This is a genomic window from Micromonospora sp. CA-248089 (assembly GCF_050948515.1).
In the GTDB taxonomy this organism is placed as follows: Bacteria; Actinomycetota; Actinomycetes; order Mycobacteriales; family Micromonosporaceae; genus Micromonospora.
In genome coordinates this window covers 1,017,969-1,039,651 of the sequence record NZ_CP192016.1, presented here as the reverse complement: position 1 = coordinate 1,039,651, position 21,683 = coordinate 1,017,969, and the positions used below count along the sequence as shown (strand labels likewise).

The 21,683-nt window shown below is 73.1% G+C and carries 18 protein-coding genes; 4 read left to right on the top strand and 14 right to left on the bottom strand.

Translation table 11 applies throughout. The annotated features are described in order from the left end of the window. Positions 1 to 53 precede the first annotated feature (53 nt). The 7 genes from ACQP26_RS05145 to ACQP26_RS05115 all read right to left on the bottom strand — a co-directional run bounded on the left by ACQP26_RS05145 (position 54) and on the right by ACQP26_RS05115 (position 8,001). Positions 54 to 1,079, bottom strand: a complete 1,026-nt coding sequence (locus ACQP26_RS05145; RefSeq protein ID WP_433495079.1) for a hypothetical protein — start codon at positions 1,077 to 1,079, stop codon at positions 54 to 56. A gap of 105 nt (positions 1,080 to 1,184) precedes the next feature. Next, on the bottom strand, positions 1,185 to 1,901 hold the full coding sequence (gene nfi, locus ACQP26_RS05140; RefSeq protein ID WP_433495078.1) for a deoxyribonuclease V: 717 nt from the start codon (positions 1,899 to 1,901) through the stop codon (positions 1,185 to 1,187). 102 nt (positions 1,902 to 2,003) lie between these two features. Next, positions 2,004 to 2,540 (bottom strand): hypothetical protein, encoded by a 537-nt coding sequence (locus ACQP26_RS05135; protein WP_433495077.1) that lies wholly within the window; start codon positions 2,538 to 2,540, stop codon positions 2,004 to 2,006. A gap of 8 nt (positions 2,541 to 2,548) precedes the next feature. Beyond that, positions 2,549 to 2,992 carry a hypothetical protein gene (locus ACQP26_RS05130; RefSeq protein WP_433495076.1) on the bottom strand — a complete coding sequence of 148 codons (444 nt, stop codon included), beginning with the start codon at positions 2,990 to 2,992 and terminating at the stop codon, positions 2,549 to 2,551. Further along, positions 2,989 to 7,203 carry a toxin glutamine deamidase domain-containing protein gene (locus ACQP26_RS05125; protein WP_433496090.1) on the bottom strand — a complete coding sequence of 1,405 codons (4,215 nt, stop codon included), beginning with the start codon at positions 7,201 to 7,203 and terminating at the stop codon, positions 2,989 to 2,991. The genes ACQP26_RS05130 and ACQP26_RS05125 overlap by 4 nt, the downstream gene beginning before the upstream one ends. A 24-nt stretch (positions 7,204 to 7,227) precedes the next feature. Next, entirely contained in the window at positions 7,228 to 7,584 is a 357-nt protein-coding gene (locus ACQP26_RS05120) for a hypothetical protein (protein WP_281578953.1), read from the bottom strand. 3 nt (positions 7,585 to 7,587) lie between these two features. Continuing rightward, positions 7,588 to 8,001 (bottom strand): YbaB/EbfC family nucleoid-associated protein, encoded by a 414-nt coding sequence (locus tag ACQP26_RS05115; RefSeq protein WP_269702042.1) that lies wholly within the window; start codon positions 7,999 to 8,001, stop codon positions 7,588 to 7,590. 78 nt (positions 8,002 to 8,079) lie between these two features. On the opposite strand from ACQP26_RS05115, the gene ACQP26_RS05110 reads away from it, so the two are divergent. Next, positions 8,080 to 9,315, top strand: coding sequence for an SUKH-3 domain-containing protein (locus ACQP26_RS05110; protein WP_433495075.1), 1,236 nt, complete (start codon positions 8,080 to 8,082; stop codon positions 9,313 to 9,315). Between the two features lie 12 nt (positions 9,316 to 9,327). Here the strand turns inward: ACQP26_RS05110 and ACQP26_RS05105 are convergent, their stop codons facing one another. Further along, complete coding sequence (locus ACQP26_RS05105) at positions 9,328 to 10,767, bottom strand: aldehyde dehydrogenase family protein (protein WP_433495074.1); 1,440 nt, start codon at positions 10,765 to 10,767, stop codon at positions 9,328 to 9,330. Positions 10,768 to 10,909: 142 nt separating this feature from the next. Between ACQP26_RS05105 and ACQP26_RS05100 the strand changes: the two genes are divergently transcribed. Further along, the gene (locus ACQP26_RS05100) at positions 10,910 to 12,346 is read left to right on the top strand and encodes a gamma-aminobutyraldehyde dehydrogenase (RefSeq protein ID WP_281578956.1); all 1,437 of its coding nucleotides are present in this window, start codon (positions 10,910 to 10,912) and stop codon (positions 12,344 to 12,346) included. Positions 12,347 to 12,352: 6 nt separating this feature from the next. Next, on the top strand, positions 12,353 to 13,624 hold the full coding sequence (gene gabT / locus ACQP26_RS05095) for a 4-aminobutyrate--2-oxoglutarate transaminase (RefSeq protein WP_433495073.1): 1,272 nt from the start codon (positions 12,353 to 12,355) through the stop codon (positions 13,622 to 13,624). Between the two features lie 67 nt (positions 13,625 to 13,691). Here gabT and ACQP26_RS05090 read toward each other — a convergent pair whose 3' ends face one another. From ACQP26_RS05090 to ACQP26_RS05065, 6 genes are all read right to left on the bottom strand, one after another. Then, positions 13,692 to 14,351: a hypothetical protein gene (locus ACQP26_RS05090; RefSeq protein WP_269702048.1), complete on the bottom strand. Its 660-nt coding sequence runs from the start codon at positions 14,349 to 14,351 to the stop codon at positions 13,692 to 13,694. Between the two features lie 75 nt (positions 14,352 to 14,426). Next, positions 14,427 to 15,062 carry a M15 family metallopeptidase gene (locus ACQP26_RS05085; RefSeq protein ID WP_269702050.1) on the bottom strand — a complete coding sequence of 212 codons (636 nt, stop codon included), beginning with the start codon at positions 15,060 to 15,062 and terminating at the stop codon, positions 14,427 to 14,429. Then, on the bottom strand, positions 15,059 to 16,192 hold the full coding sequence (locus ACQP26_RS05080; protein WP_281578959.1) for a D-alanine--D-alanine ligase family protein: 1,134 nt from the start codon (positions 16,190 to 16,192) through the stop codon (positions 15,059 to 15,061). The genes ACQP26_RS05085 and ACQP26_RS05080 overlap by 4 nt, the downstream gene beginning before the upstream one ends. Next, the gene (locus ACQP26_RS05075) at positions 16,189 to 18,324 is read right to left on the bottom strand and encodes a pyridoxal-phosphate dependent enzyme (RefSeq protein WP_433495072.1); all 2,136 of its coding nucleotides are present in this window, start codon (positions 18,322 to 18,324) and stop codon (positions 16,189 to 16,191) included. The genes ACQP26_RS05080 and ACQP26_RS05075 overlap by 4 nt, the downstream gene beginning before the upstream one ends. A gap of 116 nt (positions 18,325 to 18,440) precedes the next feature. Beyond that, complete coding sequence (locus ACQP26_RS05070) at positions 18,441 to 19,493, bottom strand: sensor histidine kinase (RefSeq protein WP_433495071.1); 1,053 nt, start codon at positions 19,491 to 19,493, stop codon at positions 18,441 to 18,443. Then, positions 19,490 to 20,155: a response regulator transcription factor gene (locus ACQP26_RS05065; protein WP_091418650.1), complete on the bottom strand. Its 666-nt coding sequence runs from the start codon at positions 20,153 to 20,155 to the stop codon at positions 19,490 to 19,492. Before ACQP26_RS05065 ends, ACQP26_RS05070 begins: the two co-directional genes overlap by 4 nt. 236 nt (positions 20,156 to 20,391) lie before the next feature. Between ACQP26_RS05065 and ACQP26_RS05060 the strand changes: the two genes are divergently transcribed. Further along, entirely contained in the window at positions 20,392 to 21,672 is a 1,281-nt protein-coding gene (locus tag ACQP26_RS05060; protein WP_433495070.1) for a transcriptional regulator, read from the top strand. The last annotated feature ends 11 nt before the right edge of the window (positions 21,673 to 21,683 follow it).

Genomic DNA, 21,683 nt, shown 5'->3' with positions numbered 1-21,683 from the left:
ACGACGTGACCACCCACCGTCACGGTAACCCCGGGAGCCGGTCGGGTTCCGGCTCAGTCCGGCAAGCGGGGCAGGACGCTCGTCGCGTCCCCGCCCGCAGCGGCCGAGGGCGGGATGCCCGGCCCGCCCGCACCTGCCGTGTGCGGGGGCGGGGGCAGGACACTCGTCGCCTCCGCGCCCGCCGGGGGCGTCGGCCCGGGCGCGGGCGCGCCGTACACGTTGCCGGCCGGGCGGGGCGGCGTAGCGCCCCCGTACACCGTGGGGGCCGGTCCGGGCGCGCCGGAGCGGTAGGTGGTGGTGCTGCGCGGCAGCGGGACCGGCGGAAGGTCGGCGGCGTTCCCGCCGCCGGCCCGGTCGGCGCGGTTGCGGCGCAGCAGCAGGACGATGAGGGCGGCGCCGACGAGCACCAGCCCGATGCCGAACCACATGATCAGGGAACCTCCGAACGACGAGTCGTCGGCCGCGGCGGTGGCCGGGGCGACGGCGGCGGCCACCGGCGACGTGTCGGTCACCTCGGCCGCCGGGGTCTCGCTCGCGCTGGGCGTCGGCGAGGGCTTGCGGGACGGGCTGGGGCTCGGCGTCCGGGGGGCGCCCACCAGCCGGGCCGACCCGCCGGCCCGCCCGAGCACGTCACCGTTCGCGGCGGTCGCCTCGCCGGCCAGCTCCAGCCGACCGCCGACGGCGCCGGGCAGGAAGGACACCCGGTAGCGCACGCTGACGCCCTTGCCCTTGCACAGCGGCCGGTCGACCGGCGCGACTGCGGCGGTGGCGACGGCGCCGTCCCCGGAGACCGGCACCGGCACCCATCGGCCACCGGACGCCACCTGCACCCTGACCTGGTCCGCCCGCAGACCCTCCAGGCGGAGCCCGATCGCGGTACGCAGCTGCACGCAGCCATCGGTCCGCTTGCGCACCTCGACCGCCACCGTGCCCGGCGGGCCGCCGGCGGTGAAGCTGTTCGCCGAACGCAGTCCCACCCGGTCGTCCCGGGCCGACGCCGGCGACGCCGGGACGGCGATCAGGCCACCCAGCAGCGCGCCGACCATGGCCCACCGCGCCGCGTGCCGCCTCACCGACATCTCCACCTCACCGTTGCGTCCGGACCGGATCCGCCGGTCAGGTTACTACCGGCCCCTCCAGGCACCCGGGCATCGAGCACGCCACATGTGTGCCGCGCCACGCGATCACCGCCCGCCCAGGTCACCGCCCGACGCGCCTGCCTCGGCGAGGGCCCGCCGGCACAGCCGGTCGGCCGTACGGGTCGTCTCCGGCAGCCGGTACCGGGGCGTCAGAGCCAGTACCCGCCGCACCGCGTTGTCCAACCCCATCCGGTGCCCGACACTCACGAAGACCGGCCGGACACCGTCCTGAGTCCGCAGTACCCGCCCGACCACCTCGCCGCCGTCGCACAGGTCGGCGCTGTCACCCCGCTCCGGGCCGGGCCCGGTCCACGAGCCGACGAGCGGCGTCTTGCCCACCCCGATGGTGGGCAGCCCGGTCACGAGGCCCAGGTGGCAGGCCAGCCCGAACCGCCGCGGGTGTGCCAGCCCGTGCCCGTCGCAGACCAGCAGCTCGGGACGGGTGGTGAGCCGGTCCAGCGCGGCCAGCAACGCCGGCATCTCGCGGAACGCGAACAGCCCCGGCACGTACGGGAAGGCGGGCCGCCCCACGCACACCGCCTCGTCGACCACGTCGAGGGTGGTCGCGTCCAGGACCGTGACGGCCGCGGCGAGCAGGTCACCGCCGGGCGCGTACGCCACGTCCAGCCCGGCCACCGTCGCAGGCGCGGCGGGACCGGGCCCGGTCAGGTCCACCCGGGACCGCAACTCCTCCTGTACGCGTCTCGCCTCCGCCACGTCGGCGGGCGACACGTACGGCACCGTCACGATGCTCTTACCCACACGTGCATCCAGTTCCTTCCAGAGGGTGACGAGTGGAGGAAGGTCCGCTCCGATACCGGGCAGGGTGGACCTTCACCGAAGGACAAGACGTCAACGGCCACTTCAGGATGCGGTCGAGGCGATGGTGGGGTCAGCGGCGGGATCGCCGGCTTGCTGAAGCTGCTTCTCGAACATCACGAAGGTCCGCCGCCGGATGCCCTTAATCAGTGCCGCCTCCTCGGAGGTACAACTGCGCTTCGCGCCGACAGCCTGCTCGCCGATGGCGCGAACCCTTTCATAGAGGGCGAAGATCTCACCCTCGCCCCTCAGGTACCGCCCTCTCAACTGCTCGACGTGCTGGACGAAGGCATCAGCCGAGCGAACGTAGATCTCTCCGCCTATGCCGCCGATCACGTCGTCGACCAGATCGTCCGCTGGTCGCCAGCCGCCGGTCCTGCGGTCCAGCTTCCAAGCGGCGTAACTACCCTGCGGCGCGGCCACCAGCTTCACGGGCGTGTCGTAGTGCTCGAAATATGCGGGAAGCTCGTTGATTCCATCCAGCTTCCAGTGGCGCATGTAGGCAGCGGCGCTCGCACCGACGCAAGCCTCTGCGAGGGTGCCACCTTCGTCGAAGCCGTCATCTCGATTGACGTTTGCCACAAGCAGGCTCAGGAAGTCTTGGTCGCGACGCTCGGGTCGGCGGCGGGGTCACCGGCCTGTCGGAGCTGCTCCTCGAACATCACGAAGGTCCGCCGCCGGACGCCCCGGATCAGCGCCTGCTCCTGCGGCGTCGGGTACCGGCGTTCAGCTTGGAGCGTGTCCTCGATCGCCCGGACGGTTTCGTAGAGAGCGAAAATCGGCCCGTCGCCGCGGAGGTAGAGGCTTCTCTCAAGCTCGGTGAGCTGAACAAACTCTTCAGGGGAGACCTCATAGATCTCATCCCCGCCCTCGAACAGCACCTTGTCGATGAGGTTGTTGGCCTCGCGCCAGCCCCCGGTGTCCTTGGACAGCCTCCAGCCAGCCATACCACCGTCTGGGGTGGCGACCAACTTCACGGGAGAGTCGTAGTAGTTGAAGAACTTGGGTAGCGCCAAGCCTCTCACCGGCGTCACTGCGGCGGCACCTTCCCGACGTTCTCCTGCACTTTGCTCCAGTAGATGCTTTGCGCGCGCCGGAGGAGCCCGTCACGGATGGCGCGTTCTGTGTGTGTCAACGGCCTGCCATCACTCTCGGCAACCGCTTCCAGGTCACGTCGGACTTCATACAGCGCATGCTCCCATTCCGAGACCTCCTCGATCCCCGCGAGCTGCAGTCGAAGCTCTGCCATGTGGCCGTTCGACATCCGAAGGTTGAGCAAGAGGTCCCGGTAGCCGCTGTCCTGCGGATCTAGGAACCGGTCCTTGACATGGAGTATTACCACTGTCGGGTCGGCGCTCAGCCTTCCGAGCGCCTGATAGACAGCATCGATGGTGTCGAATTGCACTCTGGCACCCGCCAAGTCCTTGAGCTTGGACGCGTCGTTCTCGTACTCGACCAGCTTGTCGAGAACGCGGTCCCGATTCTTGGGTTCCTTTCGCCAATCGGGCGTGCCTTGGTCGGCAGCCAGGGCAACAGCGAGCGTGTTCAGCTCCGGTTGAGCTACCGCCGCCTGCGCGTACAGCTGATCGACGTATGCAAGGCGATACGCCTCGTCATCTCGTCGGGTTCTGTCGAACCCGAGCTGCAACCGCCGTTGGCCGCGCCTCGCAACTCGCTCGCCGAGTTCCCGCTGCTCTTCGCTGATCGGCGTCGGGTAGGGCTTCAGCGGCTCTGGGGCGATCACCGCCTCGGCGCCGCGTACGACTATGTCGTTGATGACCTCGCCGAGTACGTCGATGGCCTGCTGGTGACTCGCCAGGTGGTGCAGGGTCAGCGGCCGGGCGGTCAATGAGTTCGCGAGTTCCGGGGTCGCCAGGATCATCCGGACGAGGTCGGGTCGCTCCGCGAGCTGCCGCACCACCGTCTCGGCCAGCAACTCCTCCCGTCGCGGTGGCGCCTCCCAGCTCTGGTCGAGCATCCGCTGGACGCGCGGGTCTGCGAGCAGCCGGCTCAGGTCGTTCGCGGCGCTCTGATCGAGCCCGGGTACGAGCCGCCGTAGCGTCGGCACGTCGGCGTGCTGCGCCAGTTCGACGGGTGTCACCCCGGCGGCGAAGGCGGCGTCGAGATTCCCGGTCTCCGCGAGCGCGTCGCGCACGTAGAGCCCGGCGGCGATCCGGTCGGCGTGCGCCTGCCGGTGGTCCTCGCGTACCCGGGCCGGTTCCGGCTCGACGGACGGCGCGCTGCCCGGCATCGGTCCGTCGGCGTGGCGGTGGAAGGTGGTGGACTCGCCGAGCAGGTGGACGTGGTTGAAGTCCGGTACGTGGCCGTCGGCGATCGGTGGCGGGGCCGGCGGTCGTGGCGGCTCCGGGCGGGGAAGCGGCTCGGGCAGGACGTTGTAGGTGCCGGGCGGGCGGCCGGTGAGTGGCATCGGCCGGCCGTCGGGGCCGAGCACCAGAGCGTCGACGCCGACCACGTTGCTGCGGGCCGGTCGGCCGCTGTGGTGGTAGATCGGCCGGTTCGCCACCTCGCCCGTCTGCGGATCGAGGAAAAGGATCGTGCCGTCCTGGTTCAACGCCACCCACGCGTGCGAGCCGCCACCCTCGAAGCTGGTGATGAGGAACGCGTAGCTGCCGTGGCCGCCCGACGCGAGCTGCGCGTACAGGTCCCGGTACCCGCCGTCCACCAGCAGTTGCCGGTCGCGGCCGGTGATTCCGGGCCGATCCGGCGGGCAGAGGTTCTGGAACCGGCCGCCGGTCGTCTGCTCGACCCGCAGCGGTCCGTCCGCCTCGCCGCCCACCGGCCGGTTCACGTCGCCGTGCAGGTAACCGTCGAACGTCCGGGGCGCCGCGACGCGCGGCCGTCCGTGAACCCACGTCTCGAACAGCGACAGCGTGCAGTCGAGGCAGTTGATCCCCCGGGTGGCGTCGGCCGCCGGTCCGCCGTCGTTCGCGAGGCGGAACCAGCCACCGCGCCGGGGATCGGCGGTACGCGTCACGCTGCCGTCCGGATTGCGGGGCATCTGCCGTTCGAGGTCGGTCTGGTGCAGCGCGAGCGGAGGCCGGAGCCCTCCCCGGCGGCCGTAGGGCCGGGACCTGTCGATCGGCTCGGGATGGCCGTGACCGGTGAGCGCGGAGTGGTCGGCCGTCTCCACCGCGCCGACGGCGAGGTCCGCCACGTCGTCGTTGATGCGGTAGAAGTCGAGGTCGTCCTCGACCATCACCTCACGCGGCAGACGCTGGCCGGCACGGACCGCCTCCACCTCGTCGACGGCTCGGTAGTGCAGGCGTTCTCGCCGCCGGCCCTCCCACACGTGCCGGTCGGCGAGCTCGTGCCGCCCGGTTTGGCGCAGTTCGTGGGCCTGCATGAGGAGCCAACGCGCCGCCTCGTAATGCTGTTCGGCGAGATCACGCAGCTCCTTGATCTGCGCCTCCCGCCTGTTCTCCTCGTGCAAGGCACGCTGAGACTGCAGATAGCCCTGGTAGCGCCGCCGGTCCAAACCCTCCCGATCGGCTTTCAGCCGCGCGGCACGCTGCTCGGCGGTCTCACGGGGCCGCGACTGGACATGGGGCGGACCCGGGTGGGGCCCTGGCGAGTCGATGGGAGGGCGGTGCGGAGCCAACGAGTCCAGCAGCGGAAAGCGGGGATTCGGCCCCGGTCGGGGCTCGGGCCCGACGGCCGGCGCTCCCGGATTCGGGTGAAGGCTGACCGGTGAGACGGGAGCCGGTCCCGCCTGACCTCCGTTGCTGATAGGGGCGGGGCGGTCCGCCGTTGGTGGCGCCGTGGTCTGCGGGGGATCAGCAGGCGGTGCAGGAAGTGTCGCCGATGTGGCTGCCGCCTGAATCGGGCTGGTCGAGGACGGCGCGGCACTGTCGATCGGCGCCACGACCGGACCCGCACCGGCATGGACTCCGGGCCCGGGCAGGGACGGACCGGCGACGGGCGCGTCCGTGACCACCGAGGACAACGTGGGACTCGTGGCGGCTGTCAGAGGCGTCGTGCTGTGCGGAACGGCATCGGTCTGCGGCGTCACTGCGGAATCCGGCGCCGGGCGGGGCAGGTCCACGGCGAGCGGGTGCGGGCCGGCGGCTTGGGGCGTGACGTGTGTGGGTGTCACGGGAACGGCGCCCGCCATCGCGTCGCCGCTCTGGACGATCGGCTCGGCGACCCGCTGGGCCGGGATCAGTCCGACGGGGTCGGCGACGACCGGCACGTCCAGACCGACCGGCGACACCGTCAACCCGCTCAGCTGGCCGTCCAGGCGGCGTTGCAGTGCCGAGTCGGCCTGGTTGGTGGCGGAACCGGTCGCGCCGGAGGCCGCCGCACGCGCCAGATCCTCGAGTGACGGGCCCTGACCGGTCGCCAGACCCGCCGCGGTCTCGGCGAGCGTCTCGCCGGTTATCTCCCGCCCGAACCGCTCGCCGATCTCCGCGAACCGGCCATTGGCGTGCCGACCCAGCCCGGCCAGCGGCGCGACCGCGCCGCCGGCGAATCCGCCGAGCGCCGACGTGCTCACGTCGGCCAGGTCGAGGCCGTCCCGCCGGCCGGTGGAGTTCTGGTACGCCTGCGTGCCGAGGCTGGTGCCGGCCTCCTGGCCGGCCTCCAGCAGTCCGCCGATCGCAGCCCGCCGAGCCAGCGTGCGGACACCGGACTTGGCCACCTCCTTCGCGGCCCGCTCGCCCGCCTCCTTGAGGCCCTGCTTGACCGCCTTGCGGGCGAGCTGGGCCACCAGCCGCTTGAAGATCTGCTGCACCACGACCCGCGTGGCGGTGATCGCGGCGGCCGCCGCCGGTGAGGCGGCGCCCAGCGTGAGCACTGTGGCGACCGCCAGGGACAGCAACTCGACGACCAGGATGCCCAGCTCGATCCAGGCCTCCAGCTTCGCGCCCTCGATGTCGCAGCCGCAGGAGTCGACAAGCCGCGCCAGCTCGTCGGTGGCCGCGACCAGGACGTGCAGCGGCGCGTCCTGGCCCTCGGCGAGCTTGTGCCAGGCCGTGTCGAAGGCACCGGCGACCAGGCCGACTCCCCCGTAGCCGCTCTTCACCTCACCGGCGGCGGTGACCGCGTCGTCGCGCGGACGGGTCAGGACGCCTGCCACGCCGTACCACTGGTCGGCCAGGTCCCAGACGGCGCGCTCGTTGCCCTCCGGCCATTCGACGCCGACCACCCAGTCGAGCGCCTCGTAGATCCAGCCGGGCAGATCCCACGGGCAGAAGTCGAGCGGGTGCGGGATCGGGCTGGGCAGCATGCTCACGCGCGGATCCTCCGGTGGTCAGCGCCGGGGCCGATGGGGGTTGTGCCCTTGCTGCGGGATCTTCCCGAGGTCACGGGCGTTGCTCAGGTCCGTCTCCACGGTGGCCGTGACCGAGCGGACGACGTCCGACCCGAGCACCTCCAGCGAGCGGCCGAGAAGTTCCCACGCGCGCAGCAGCGTCTCGGCGTAGCCCTGGTAGTGCTTGTCGAACGCGGCGCCGATGTCGTCCCGGCCCCAGGGTCGCTGGGCGCTCGCGGCGGCGATCGGCTCGCCCGTCTCCCGTCGGGCCGCGCTCACCGCCCGCCCCGACAGCGCCAGGTCGGCACCGCCGCGCCGGGCGCGGTCCGGGTCCAGCCAGATCTCTCCCCCGGCCACCTGTCACTCGCCGCGGGCCAGCACGGAGTCGGCCCGGCCGAGCAGTGCGCCGAAGTCATGGGTACGCAGGAACTCGACCGACGGGGAACCCGGCGGCAGATAGCCGGAGACCAGTTCGCGGGTGGCGGTGGTCGCCGCGGTGGAGGCGCGCAGCACGGTCTCGGTGATCTTCCGGCTCAACGCCCGGGCGTCCCGGTCGTGGAACGCCGCCGGGCTCACCTCGACACTGATCAGCTCGCCTCGGGCGCCGACGACGGCGGTCACCTGGCCGTCGTCGGAGCGTTCGGTGACCCGCAGCTCGGCCAGCTTGGTCTGGAGTTCGTCCAAACCGGACCGCAGGCGCTGGTATTGGCCGTACACCTCGTCGAAGCGCGCGCGTAGTGCACGGTTCGCATCCCGGTCCGCACTCTCGGCCACCGTCGCTCCCCTTCCGTCACCGTGGGTAGGGCCGACCATACCGGGTGCCACGAAATCCGTGGGGTCCGGTAATTTCAGGTGGTGATCGAGCGACAGCAGGCCGAGCAGATCGCCTCGGTGTGGGCCCGGCGGGACTCCGACCGCCTCGGTTTTCCCTGCACGCCCGAGGTCGAGGAGTTCGACCTGGGCTACGTGGTGACGTCCACCGTGTCCACCGACGCCCGCGCGCTGCCCGGCGACCTGCCGACCACCGTGATCGACAAGGCGACCGGCGAGGTGTCCACCTGGCCTCGGGTGCCGACCGAGGCGGTCGAGCGGATGTACCGGCAACGGCGACCGGCCGAGCCGCGTGCGCCGCGTACCGTCGATCCGGCCGCCCAGCTGCTGCGTGAGCTGACCCGCCTGCCCACGCCCGGCGCGGCGGCGCACCTCACGCTCGACGGCCGGCAGCACGTCGCGCAGGGCGCGAAGGGCGACGTCGAGGTGCGCCACCATCCGCTCGTCCAGTCCTACCTGGACGAGCTACCCGCGGGGCATCTGGTGCGCGGTGGGGAGCGGCACGCCGAGATGATCGTCGTCTCCGACGCGCTGTACGAGCACGACCACCGCCGCGCCACCGAGGGCCTGCCCCCGTTGTCCCTTGAGGACGCACGGGACCTGCTCGGCACCGGCCGGATCGAGAGCTTCCGCATCCGCGAAGCGGGAGACCCGTTGGGCGGACAGGCGGATCTTCCCTGCGACTCGTGCGTCCGGTTCCTGGTGCGGTTCGCGGTACTGCCGTGGTCCGACCTCGCCTTCGTGGCGGAATGGCGGCCGGAGCCGCGCGAGGTCATCGAGCCCGGGCGGTTCCCCGACGAGGTCGCCCACGCCCTCATCGACGGCGGCTGGCAGATCAGCATGTTCAACGAGGCGCTCGCGATGGGCGCGATGACGGAGACGAGAGAGATCGCGGGGCAGCATCACCGGCATGAGGCCTTTCCCGCCGCCGAAGCGGCACTCACCGCGTTCCCGGCCGTCCTGAGCCGGCGACGCGGCCCCGGCGAGCAGGTCTGGATCAGTCGTTTCACCACGAATCCGCTCCGGGCCGCACACAGCGCCGACTCTCTCGCCGACTTCGCCGCGGTCATCGGCGCCCGCCTCTTCCCGCTCGGCAGCGAACGTCAGGAGAGCATCCTCGCGGTCGACGAGCACGGCCGGATCTTCGCCCTCGACCAGGCCGGCGAGTGGTTCCTCGGCGCCGACATCGACGCCGCCCTCACCACCCTGCTGCTCGGCCGCGCCCCCGCCCGGGTTCGCGAGGACGGCACCTGGTGAGGCCGCGAGTGATCAGAGGGCCACGCCGGTCAGCACCGTGACGCGCGGCTCGGTGTAGTCGTCCATGGCGCTGCGCAGCCCTTCGCGTCCGACGCCGGAGCCCTTCATTCCGCCGTACGGCATCTGGTCGGCCCGGTACGAGGGCACGTCCCCGACGATCACGCCGCCGACCTCGAGCGTGCGGGCGGCATCGAACGCCACGTCGAGCCGGCGGGTGAAGACACCGGCCTGCAGGCCGTACACGGAGTCGTTGACGGCGGCGAACGCGCCCCGGTCGTCGGCGACCGGGGCGACCACCAGTACCGGCCCGAACACCTCCTCGGCGCACACCTTCGCGTCGGCCGGCACGCCGCTGAGCACGGTGGGCGGGTAGGTGGCGCCGTCGCGCCGCCCGCCGGTCTCGATGACGGCGCCGGCGGCGACCGCCTCGTCCACCCAGGTCTCGACGCGCTGCGCCGCCTCGACCGACACCAACGGGCCGACGTCGGTCAGCTCGGAGCGCGGGTCGCCGGTGCGCAGCGCCTGCACCGCCGCGACGAGCCGGGGCAGGAAACCGTCGTAGAGCCATTCGTGCACGTAGACCCGCTGCACCGCGATGCACGACTGCCCGGCCTGGTAGTTGGAGAACGTGGCGATGCGGTGCGCGGCGAAGGTCAGGTCCTCGTCCGCGGCCCAGTCCTCGCAGATCACCACTGCGGCGTTGCCGCCGAGTTCCAGCGTGACGTGCTTGTCCGGCACGGCCCGGCGGATGGCCGCGCCGACCGGTCCGGAGCCGGTGAACGACACCACCGGCAGCCGCGGGTCGGCGACCAGTTCGGCGGCGCGCTCGTTCGGCAACGGCAGCACCGAGAACATGCCCTCGGGCAGGTCGGTCTCGGCCAGGATCTCGCCGAGCAGCAGCGCGCTGAGCGGGGTGGCCGGGGCCGGCTTGACCACGATCGGGGTGCCGACGGCGAGCGCCGGGGCGACCTTGTGGGCGACCAGATTGAGCGGGAAGTTGAACGGGGTGATGCCGAGCACCGGCCCGCGCGGCACCCGCCGGACCAGGGCGATCCGCCCTGTGGCGGCCGGGTCGGTGTCGAGCCGTTGCAGTTCGCCGGAGAATCGGCGGGCCTCCTCGGCAGCCCAGCGGAACGTGGAGATCGCGCGTCCCACCTCGGCCTTGGCCCACTTGACCGGCTTGCCGTTCTCGGCGGTGATCAGCGCGGCCACCTCGTCGGCCCGCTCGGCGAGCCGCCGGGAGACGTGGTCCAGGGCGGCCGCGCGGGCGTGCGCGGGCAGGGCCGCGGCCTCCGCCGCCACCCGGGCGGCGCCCGCGACGGCGGCTTCGACCTGGTCAGCCGTGGCGAGCGTGGTACGCCCCACCGGCTGCCCGTCGTACGGATGGGTGACGGTCAGCTCGTCCTCGCCGTGGGCGGGGCGACCGGCGACGTAGAAGGCTCTCGGCTCCACGACCGGCAGCCTAGACCACAGGCGCTCACGCGGAAACAGTTGCCCAAACCCTTGTCTGCCTCGGATTTAGTAGCCAAGATGGCAGTCAGATTGCGATAACCTCCGCTGACCCTCCCCCCGGCCACCTTCTCGGAGACTTCTGATGAGCGACCAGCAGCAGCTGCGCAACTTCGTCAACGGCGAGTACGTCGACCCGGTGGACGGCGGCTACGCCGACCTGATCGACCCGTGCACCGGCGAGGTCTTCGCCCAGGCCCCGGTCTCCGGCGCGGCGGACGTGGACGCGGCCATGAAGGCCGCCGCCGCCGCGTTCGAAACCTGGCGGGACACCACGCCGGCCGAGCGGCAGCGGGCTCTGCTGAAGTTCGCCGACGCGGTCGAGGCACGGGCCGCCGAACTGGTCGACGCGGAGGTGCGCAACACCGGCAAGCCCCGGCAGCTCACCACCGAGGAGGAGCTGCCGCCCGCGGTGGACGAGCTGCGCTTCTTCGCCGGCGCCGCGCGCCTGCTGGAGGGCCGCTCGGCCGGTGAGTACATGGCCGGGCACACCTCGTACGTGCGGCGCGAGCCGATCGGCGTCTGCGCCCAGGTGACGCCGTGGAACTACCCGCTGATGATGGCGGTCTGGAAGATCGCCCCGGCGCTGGCGGCGGGTAACGCGGTAGTACTGAAGCCGTCGGACACCACGCCGGTGTCGACGCTGCTGCTGGCCGAGATCGCCGCCGAACACCTGCCCCCGGGCGTGTTCAACGTGGTCTGCGGCGACCGCGACACCGGCCGTACGCTGGTCTCCCACCCGACCCCGCAGCTCGTGTCGATCACCGGGTCGACCCGCGCGGGCATGGAGGTCGCCGCCGCGGCGGCGCCGGACCTGAAGCGGACGCACCTGGAGCTGGGCGGCAAGGCCCCGGTGGTGATCTTCGACGACGCGGACGTGGCGGCGGCGGCCGAGGCGATCGCGATGGGCGGCTACTTCAACGCCGGGCAGGACTGCACGGCGGCGACCCGCGTGCTCACCGGGCCGGGCATCCACGAGGACTTCGTGGCCGCGCTCACCGAGCAGGCCCGCAACACCCGCACCGGCGGGCCGGACGACGCCGACGTGCTCTACGGCCCGCTGAACAACGCCAACCAGCTCGCCCGGGTCAGCGGATTCGTGGACCGGCTGCCGGACCACGCGAACGTCACCACCGGCGGTGCCCGGGTCGGCGAGCGCGGCTTCTTCTACGCCCCGACAGTGGTCTCCGGCGTACGCCAGGCCGACGAGATCATCCAGGACGAGGTGTTCGGGCCGGTCATCACCGTGCAGCGGTTCTCCGACGAGGACGAGGCGGTGCGCTGGGCGAACGGCGTCGACTACGGCCTGTCCGCCTCGGTGTGGACGCGCGACCACGGCCGGGCCATGCGGATGACCCGCCGGCTCGACTTCGGCTGCGTCTGGGTCAACACGCACATCCCGTTCGTCTCGGAGATGCCGCACGGCGGTTTCAAGCACTCCGGCCACGGCAAGGACCTGTCGGTCTACAGCCTGGAGGACTACACCCGGGTCAAGCACGTCATGCACAACATCGAGGGCTGATCGCCGATGGCCACCAGCGAGGAGCTGCACAAGCGCCGGGTCGAGGCCGTGGCGCGGGGCGTGGGCAGCACGATTCCCGCGTACGTGGACCGGGCGGGCGGCGGCACGATCACCGACGTGGACGGGCGGGAGTGGATCGACTTCGCCGCCGGCATCGCCGTCACCAACGTGGGCAACTCCGCGCCGCGCGTGGTCGAGGCGGTGCGCGCGCAGGTCGAACGGTTCACCCACACCTGTTTCATGGTCGCGCCGTACGAGTCGTACGTGGCGGTCTGCGAGCAGCTCAACGCGCTGACCCCGGGTGGTTTCGAGAAGCGCTCGGCGCTGTTCAACTCCGGCGCGGAGGCGGTGGAGAACGCGGTGAAGATCGCCCGGCACGCGACCGGGCGGCCGGCGGTGGTGGTGTTCGACCACGCGTACCACGGCCGGACCAACCTGACCATGGCGCTGACCGCGAAGAACATGCCGTACAAGCACCGGTTCGGTCCGTTCGCCGGCGAGGTCTACCGGGTGCCGATGTCGTACCCGCTGCGCGACGGCGGGCTGGACGGCGCCACCGCGGCGGCCCGCTCGATCGAGATGATCGAGAAGCAGGTGGGCGCGGAGAACGTGGCTGCGCTGCTCATCGAGCCGATCCAGGGCGAGGGCGGTTTCGTCGTACCCGCGCCGGGGTTCCTGCCGGCGTTGCGCGAGTGGGCGACGGCGGCCGGCGTGGTGTTTGTCGCCGACGAGATCCAGACCGGTTTCTGCCGCACCGGCGACTGGTTCGCCTGCACGGACGAGGGCGTCGAGCCGGACCTGATCACGCTGGCCAAGGGCATCGCGGGCGGCCTGCCGCTGGCGGCGGTGACCGGCCGGGCGGAGCTGATGGACGCGGTGCACGTCGGCGGCCTGGGCGGCACGTACGGCGGCAACCCGATCGCCTGCGCCGCCGCGCTCGCGTCGATCGAGACGATGCGGGAGCTGGACCTGGCCGCCGCCGCGCGCCGGATCGGCGCGGTGATGGGTGAGCGGCTGCGCGCGATCGCCGCCGGTGACCCGCGCGTCGCCGAGGTACGCGGCCGGGGCGCGATGCTCGCCGTGGAGATCGTGCAGCCCGGCACGCTGACCCCGGACCCGGCGGCCACGGCGGCGATCTCGGCGGCCTGCCACGCTGCCGGGCTGCTCACGCTGACCTGCGGCACCTACGGCAACGTGCTGCGGTTCCTGCCCCCGCTGGTCATCTCCGACGACGAGCTGGGCCGGGGACTGGACATCCTGGCGGCCGCCTTCGGCTGACCCCGGACGTGGAACACCATGGGCCCGATCTCCCCCAGGGCCGGCCCATGGTGTTCCACCCGGAGGATCAGCGGAGCAGCTCGACGGTGTTGCGCCGGACCAGGTTCTTGCCCGGTTCCCGGATGGCGTCCATGGCAGCGGTGTTGAGCAGCACGCAGCTCCCCGACGGCCCGGTGACGGTCACCGTCACCACCTTGTTGTTGTCCAGGTTCGTCACCCGCAGCCGGGTGCCCTGCGGGAACTGGCCGCTGGTGGCGGCCGGTGCTCCGCCCTCGGCGAAGAACGTGAGCGCGCCGGAGCAGACGCTGCCGCCGATCGGCTGCGCGGCGCCCGGACGGGTCTCACCCGGTTGGGCGCCGGGTGCCGGGGCGGCGGCGCCGTCGAGGCGTTCCACCACGTTGCGGCGGATGACGTTCTTGCCCGGCTCGCGTACCAGGTCCATGGCGGCGGCGTTCAGCAGCACGCAGCTCCCGGACGGCCCGGTCACGGTCACCGTGGCCACCTTGCGGTTGTCCAGGTTCGTCACCCGCAGCCGGGTGCCCACCGGGAATCTGTCGCTCGTCGCGGCCGGTGGTCCGCCCTCGGCCGAGAAGGTCACCGACCCGGCGCAGACCGAACGCCCGACCGGCGCGGTGTCCGCGAAACCCAGTCCGGTGCCCACCGAGACCGCCACCGTGGCGGTCACCGCCACGGTTGCCGCCATCACGTGCTTGCGCTGCACCCTCACGTTCTCTCCCGTCGTCGCTGTCGTTCGCCGCGTGGTACGGACGGGAGGGCCGGAACGTTCACCTGGCCTGATGGACTACAACGGACCGTAACGGGTGTGCGGCGCTCCGGTCATCAGTGCCCAGTACCTGTCGCCGTAGGACCAGTGCCACCACTCCGTCGGGTAGTTCACCATCCCCGCGCCGCTCAACGCCGCCACCAGCACGTTCCGGTTGCGCCACGCGCTCACCGGGATGTGCCGTGCGGCGGTGAAGCAGGCGTCGGCGCTCTCCTCCGGGGTGGCGTCGAGCGCGGTGCCCATGTCCAGCTCCACACCGTCGGCGTCGCACAGGGTGAGGTCGACTGCTCCGCCGGTGCTGTGCGGGGCCACCTCGACCGGCGAGACGAACTTGGTGGTCTCCCGGTGCAGCCGGTCCGCCGGCCAGTCCGGGTGACGCCGGCGCAGTTCGTCCCGGTAGCCGGTGAAGATGTCCAGCTGCGCCCGGTACGGCCGGTAGCCCTCGACCACGAGCAGGCGCAGCCCGGCCGGCAGCGCGCGCTGCGCGGCCAGCAACCGGTCCGCGACACCGCGCCGCACCCGGGCGTACGCCCCGGCGGGATCGGCGGCCCGCCCGTCCACCCGCAGTCCGGGCACGTCGCGCAGGTCCACCAGGGGTTCGCCGTCGTCCCGGCTGGACACCGCGGCGACCCGGGGGTCGGAGAGCAGGATCACGGCGTGCCCCCGGGGTGTTCGCGCGACGGCCGGGCCGCGTGCCGGGCGAAGGCGAGCGCGACGAGCCGGTCCACCACCTCGGGATACGCGACACCCGACTCGGCCCACACCTTCGGGTACATCGAGTGCGCGGTGAAGCCGGGCAGCGTGTTCAGCTCGTTGACGAACAGGTCGCCGGTGGTCTCGTCGTAGAGGAAGTCGACACGGGCCAGCCCCCAGCCGCCGATCGCGGTGAACGCCCGTACCGACAGGTCGCGGATCCGCTCGGTGACCTCGTCCGGCAGCGGCGCCGGGACGATCATCGGGTCGGCGTCGCCGAAGTACTTCTGCCGGTAGTCGAACCAGCCGCCCGCGACCCGGACCTCGCCGACCGCCGACGCCTCCGGCTGCCAGCCGCCGAGCACGCCACATTCCAGCTCCCGGCCGGTCACGCCCTGCTCGACGAGCACCACGTGGTCGTGCCGGAACGCCTCCTCCACGGCCGCCACCAGGTCGTCGCCGTCTGCCACCCGGGAGATGCCGATCGAGGAGCCCATGCGGGCCGGCTTGACGAACAGCGGTCCGCGCAGCCCCACCACCAGCTTCTCCGGGTCCGCCGCGGCCCGCCAGGTCGGTTCGTCGAACCAGACGTACGGCGTGGTCGGCACGTCCTCGGCCCGCAGCGCCCGCTTCATCGCCACCTTGTCCATGCCGACGGCGGAGGCGAGGATGCCGCACCCGACGTACGGCACGCCGAGCGATTCCAGCAGCCCCTGCACCACGCCGTCTTCGCCGTACGGGCCGTGCAGCACCGGGAACACCACGTCCAGCTCGGCGTGCACGGTGGCCGGGTCGTCGGCCGCGCTGACCGCCACGGTGCCGGCGGCTGCCCCGCGCCGCAGTTCCACCGCCTCCCCGGTGACCGGTAGCCGGTCGTCGATCGCCCGGCCGGCCGCCACGGTGCCGAGGTGCCGCGCGAGCACCGGCTCCGGCAGCAGCCGGATCCCGCCGGTACGCGTGATGCCGAGCGCCACCACGCGGTGCCCCCGCTCCGCCAGGGCCCGGGCCACGCCGAGCGCCGAGGCGCAGGAGACCTCGTGTTCCGCCGACGGGCCTCCGAACAGGACACCGATCCGCACTGTCGACCTCATGCCGCCACTCCCACAGTCATCGGGTCGCCCGCCAGCCGGGCCACCACTTCCGCTTCCACGTTTCCGCCGGTCAGCACCACGCCGACGGTCATCTGCCGCCGGCCCTCGGGCGGCCACGGCGCCCCGCCGCCGGAACGGGCGACGCCGCCCGCGCCGGCCACCTCGCCTAGGCGCAACGCGCCGGCCAGTCCGGCCGCGCCGGACGGCTCGACGAGCACCTTCAGGTCCAGCAGGAGCAGCCGGAACGCCTCGACGATCGCGTCGTCGTCGACCCGGACCACCCCCCGCACGGCGGTCCGGGCCACCGCGAACGGCAGGTCGCCGACGCACCCGGGCCGCAGCCCGTCGGCCAGGCTCGGCGCCGGGGCGACAGGTGTGGGTCGTCCGGCGGCCAGGCTGCGGGCGAGCGAGTCGCAGCCGACCGGCTCGACGCCGTACACCCGGATCGGCGTTCCGGCCGCGGCCAGGCAGGCACCGGCGATGCCGCCGCCCCCGCCCACCGGCACCACAAGCGCGTCCAGGGGCGTGCCGCGCCGCGCCGCCTCCTCGATCAGTTCCAGGCTGGCGCTGCCCTGTCCGGCCACCACGTCCGGGTGGTCGTACGCGTCGACGAGCGGGTGGCCCTCCACGTCGGCGATCCGCCGGGCGACGGCCAGACGCTCCTCGACAGTGGTGCCGGCCCGGACCACCCGGGCCCCGGCGGCCCGCGCCCGGTCCACCTTGACCGGCGCGGCGTCCACCGGCAGCACGACCGTCGCGGCCAGCCCGTGCCGGCGCGCGGCCAGCGCCACCGCGACGGCGTGGTTGCCGGTGCTCTGCGCGACCACGCCGGTGTGCCCGGCGGCGGCGAGCCGGCCCACCGCCAGCATCGCGCCGCGCATCTTGTACGAGCCGCCGTCCTGGAGGTTCTCCGCCTTGAGCAGGACGCGGGCGCCGGCCAGGCGGTCGATCGCCGGGCTGTGCAGCACCGGGGTACGCACCACCCGGCCGGACAGCGCGCGGGCGGCCTCCTCGACATGTGTGCGGTCCGGCAGCACCGGCGCGTCGGTTCGGGGCATGGTCTCTCCTTCGGGATTCGAGTGGACGCGGCGGCGCGGCAGGTCGAACAGCCAGTGCGCGCCGAGCGCGGTGAGGCAGCGGTGCACGGCGAGACTCAGTGCGAGCACGAGCGCGGTGAGCACGACCGGGTAGACGGTCACCAGCAGCGCCCGCGCGGGCCCGTCCAGCCCGGCCACCGGTGCGGCGAGGAGCCGGTCCAGCAGCGCCAGCACCGGCATGTGGATCACGTAGACACCAAGCGTGCGGCGGCCGAGCCGGGTCAGTACCGGACCGGCCAGGCGGTGCCGGGCCAGCCGGGCGGCGGCGGTCAGCCCGAACGCCACCGCGAGCACGGAGACGAGCAGGTACACGCCGGGCCAGCTCTGCGCGCCGGCCAGCGCCATGGCGGCCAGCGCGACCGCGTACGCGGCACCGGTGCCGGCGAGCCGCCGGGTGCTCGCGGCGTCCGCCCACCGCGTGAGGTACGGCCGCAGGTGCACACCGGCCAGGAAGAACACCAGGTTCTGGTAGACCTGCCCCCGGTTGCCGGGGCTGTCCAGCAGCCCGGTGGCCGCCACCGCGGACAGCGCGCCCGCAGCCATCAGCAGCACCGCCGGGTGGACCCGGCGCAGCGCCTTTGCGAGCACGAAGTAGAGCGCCAGCGCGTACAGGTACCACAGGTTCGAGGGCGTCACGGTGAGCTGGGCCAGCAGCTCACCCGGGTCGGTGGCCCGGTCGGTCGGGAAGCCGGGCGCCAGCGCCAGCAGCGCGGTGTGGACGAGCAGCCAGATCGCGTACAGGTAGAGGTTCCGGGCGATCCGGGACCGCCCGGACACCCGCCACGGGCGGGCCACCGCGTTCGCCGCGAAGACGCCGGAGATCGCGAAGAACAACGGCATCCGCAGCGGCAGCAACTGCTCGCCGAGCAGCCCCCACGCGCCCGGCACCGGCAGACCGACCCGCCAGTCGATACGCAGGTAGTCCTTGACGACGACGTGCCACAGCACCACGAGCACGATGCAGGCGCCCTTTGCCACGTCGGCCCAGACCACCCGGTCACCTGGTGGTGCGCTCCCCTCGGTACGCGTCGGCACTGCGGTCTCCTCTCCGGCCGTCTGCGAAAGGGAGGCGGCGGAGCCGGTCCCGTCCTCGGGCAGGTGTCATCGCGGGACGCCGCGACGGCGGCTCCCGGAGTTCGTGTGTGAGGTGGTCAGCCCACGCGGGGCAGGTGGACGTCGACCCGCAGGCCGCCGTCCTCACCCGGGCGGGCGGCGATGATGCCGCCGTGCGCCTGGGTGATGGAGCGGGCGATGGCCAGGCCGAGCCCGGCGCCGCCGCCCTGGTTGGTCCGGTCCCGGGCGAGGCGCCGGAAGGGTTCGAACAGCCCGTCGACCGCTTCGGCGGGCACGGCCTGCCCGCTGTTGGTGACGGTCAGCGCCGGGTCGCCGCCGACCGTGACGACGAGCCGGCCGCCCTCGCGGTTGTACTTGATGCCGTTCTCCACCAGGTTCGTGACCAGGCGTTCCAGCAGCACCCGCTCACCGGTCACGATCCGGGGCGACAGCCGGGACTCCACCGTCACACCCGCCTCGGCAGCCCGGTCGGCGTACGCGGCCAGCACGCCGGTGACGATCTGCTCCAGGCGCTGCGGGGTGGAGGACCGCAGGCCCTGGTCGCTCTCGCTGAGCGCGAGCAGCCCTTCGATCAGCCGCTCGTTGCGTTCGTTCGTGGCGAGCAGCTGGGCGGTCAGCAGTTCCAGTTGCTCGCCGGTGAGCGACTGGGCCATGCCGACCTCGATCAGGGTGCGCTGCACCGCCAGCGGCGTACGCAGCTCGTGCGAGGCGTTCGCGGCGAACCGCCGCTGTCCCTCGTACCCGGCGGTGACCCGGTCCAGCATGTCGTCGATCGCGCGGCTGAGCCCGGCCAGCTCGTCCCGGCCGCCGCGCCGGATGCGGTAGCCGAGGTTCTGCGGTCCCAGGTTCGCGATCGGAGCGGCCAGGTCGTGCACCGGGCGCAGGCACCAGCGGGCAGCGCCCCACACCGCGAGCCCGGCGGCCACCAGCACCAGCAACTCGATCAGTCGCGGCAGCAGCGGCACGAACGGACGGCCCGGCTCGCACACCGCGCCGATGGTGGCCAGGCCGCAGAACCACTGGGCCTGCCCCCACACCAGTTCGAGCAGCGACTTGACCATGTTGGGCACGAAGAACCCGGCGAGCAGGGCGAGCACCCCGACCAACAGGATGCGGCGGCGGGGGCTCACTCCGGCTCGCCGATCCGGTAGCCGGCCTTCGGCACGGTGTGGATGACCGACGGCTGGCCGAGCTTCTTGCGCAGGGTCATCACCGTCACCCGGACCGCGTTGGTGAACGGGTCGGCGAACTCGTCCCACGCCTGTTCCAGCAGCTCCTCGGCGCTCACCACCCGGCCGCCGGCCCGCATCAGCACGTGCAGGACGGCGAACTCCTTCGGGCTCAGCCCGAGCGGGCTGCCGTCCCGGGTCGCGGTGTGCCGGGCCACGTCGAGCACCACGCCGTGCCGCTCCAGCACCGGCGGCAGGGCCGGGGTGGAGCGGCGGCCCAGCGCCTGGACCCGCGCCACCAGCTCGGCGAACGCGAATGGCTTGGTCAGGTAGTCGTCGGCGCCCAGCCCGAGGCCGGCGACCCGGTCCCGGATGCCGGCGGCGGCGGTGAGCAGCAGCACGCGGGTACCGGCGTCGGACCCGGCCAGGCTGCGGCACACCTCGTCGCCGGTGGCGCCGGGCATGTCCCGGTCCAGCACCGCCACGTCGTACCGGTTGACCCCGATCCGTTCCAGCGCGCCGTCGCCGTCGTAGCAGACGTCGACCGCCATGGAGAACCGTCGCAGCCCCTCGGCGACCGTGTCCGCCAAGAGCCGCTCGTCGTCCGCCACCAGCACCCGCACCTTGCGCTCCCCCGTGTCTTTCCTCGTCGTCCGGCACACCTTCGCAGGCCGCAGTTAAGGGTTCTGTAAGCGTCCGCAGCAGCCATCCTCCACGCGGGCCACGCTGCGACAACCGGCGTCGAGCCGTCTGGGCCGTTCGTCCGGTCCGCGGGCAGCGCGCGCACTGCTGAAGTGACCCGGATCACGCATTGGCGCTCAGGCGTGAGGTGGGTCACGATGGGTGGAAGGAGGCGCTGGTGGCTGACCCGTGGCTCGCCCTGGAGTTCGGCGCGGATCCGGCGGAGCGGATCGCGCAGGTCGGTGCCGCCCACGAGGCGTTCCTCACCGCGGGAACCACAGGCGGCGTCCGGGAGGTGGTCGCCCGCTCCTGGGAGCGGTCCGCGCTGCTCGACCCGGAGGCCACCGCGCCGGTCGACCTCACCGACGACGCGTTGGAGACCTACCGCGCCGCGCATCCGCTGGCCCGGGTGATGCCGCTGTTCCGCGACCTGCTCGGCGGCATCGCGCAGGACGGCGCGCACCTGATGGCGGTCTGCGACGCCGCCGGCCGGCTGCTCTGGGTGGAGGGCCACCCGGGGGTGCTGCGGCACGCCGAGCGGATGAACTTCGTACCGGGCGCCCGCTGGGACGAGGCGCACGCCGGCACGAACGCCCCCGGCACCGCCCTCGCCGTCGACCACGGCGTGCAGATCTTCGCCACCGAGCACTTCGTCCGGCCGGTGCAGCGCTGGACGTGCGCCGCCGCGCCGGTCCACGACCCGGTCAGCGGCGCGCTTCTGGGGGCCGTCGACATCACCGGCGGGGACCACCTGGCCAACCCGCAGAGCCTCGCGCTGGTGCGGGCGACCGCCCGGGCCGCCGAGGCGTTCCTGGCCGGGGCCGCGCCCACCGCGCCGGACGTGGCGTACGTGTCGGCGCTCGGGCGGGACGAGGCGGAGCTGCGCGTCGGCGGCCGGCGCATCCGGCTCGGCCGGCGGCACAGCGAGCTGCTGGTGCTGCTCGTCGACCATCCCGAGGGCCGCACCGGGGAACAGCTCGGCCTCGACCTCTACGGCGACGACAAGCGGCACCCGGTCACGCTGCGCGCCGAACTGTCCCGGCTGCGCCGCGTACTCGGCGAGGAACTGCTCGACTCCCGCCCGTACCGGCTGCGGCCGGCCGTGCGCGCGGACTTCCGTACCGTCACCGAACTGCTGGAGCGTGGCGATCCGGCGGCGGCGCTGCGCGCGTACCCCGGGCCCCTGCTACCCGGGTCGGACGCGCCGGGAGTCGCGCGACTGCGCCGCCTGGTCGACGGTCAGGTCCGCGCCGCCGTGCTGGCCGGCGCCGATCCGGGGCTGCTCGCGGCCTGGACCGCGACGGCGGCCGGTGGCGACGACCTGGCCGCCTGGCAGGCCCTGGCCCGGGCGCTGCCGCCGGGCGCGCCCCGCCGGCCGCTCGCGCTCGCGCGGGCCCGCCAGCTCGCCGAGGAGTACGCGCTGCCGCGCGCAACGTTCCTGCAACGTCCCGGAAACTAGCCTGCCCGCCA

What these genes read in the sequence shown, in the direction of transcription:
- ACQP26_RS05145 (WP_433495079.1), bottom strand. Translation starts at nt 1,079, where the DNA reads ATGTCGGTGAGGCGGCACGCGGCGCGGTGGGCCATGGTCGGCGCGCTG.
- ACQP26_RS05100 (WP_281578956.1), top strand. Translation starts at nt 10,910, where the DNA reads ATGAGCGACCAGCAGCAGCTGCGCAACTTCGTCAACGGCGAGTACGTC.
- ACQP26_RS05125 (WP_433496090.1), bottom strand. Translation starts at nt 7,203, where the DNA reads ATGCTGCCCAGCCCGATCCCGCACCCGCTCGACTTCTGCCCGTGGGAT.
- ACQP26_RS05080 (WP_281578959.1), bottom strand. Translation starts at nt 16,192, where the DNA reads ATGAGGTCGACAGTGCGGATCGGTGTCCTGTTCGGAGGCCCGTCGGCG.
- gabT (WP_433495073.1), top strand. Translation starts at nt 12,353, where the DNA reads ATGGCCACCAGCGAGGAGCTGCACAAGCGCCGGGTCGAGGCCGTGGCG.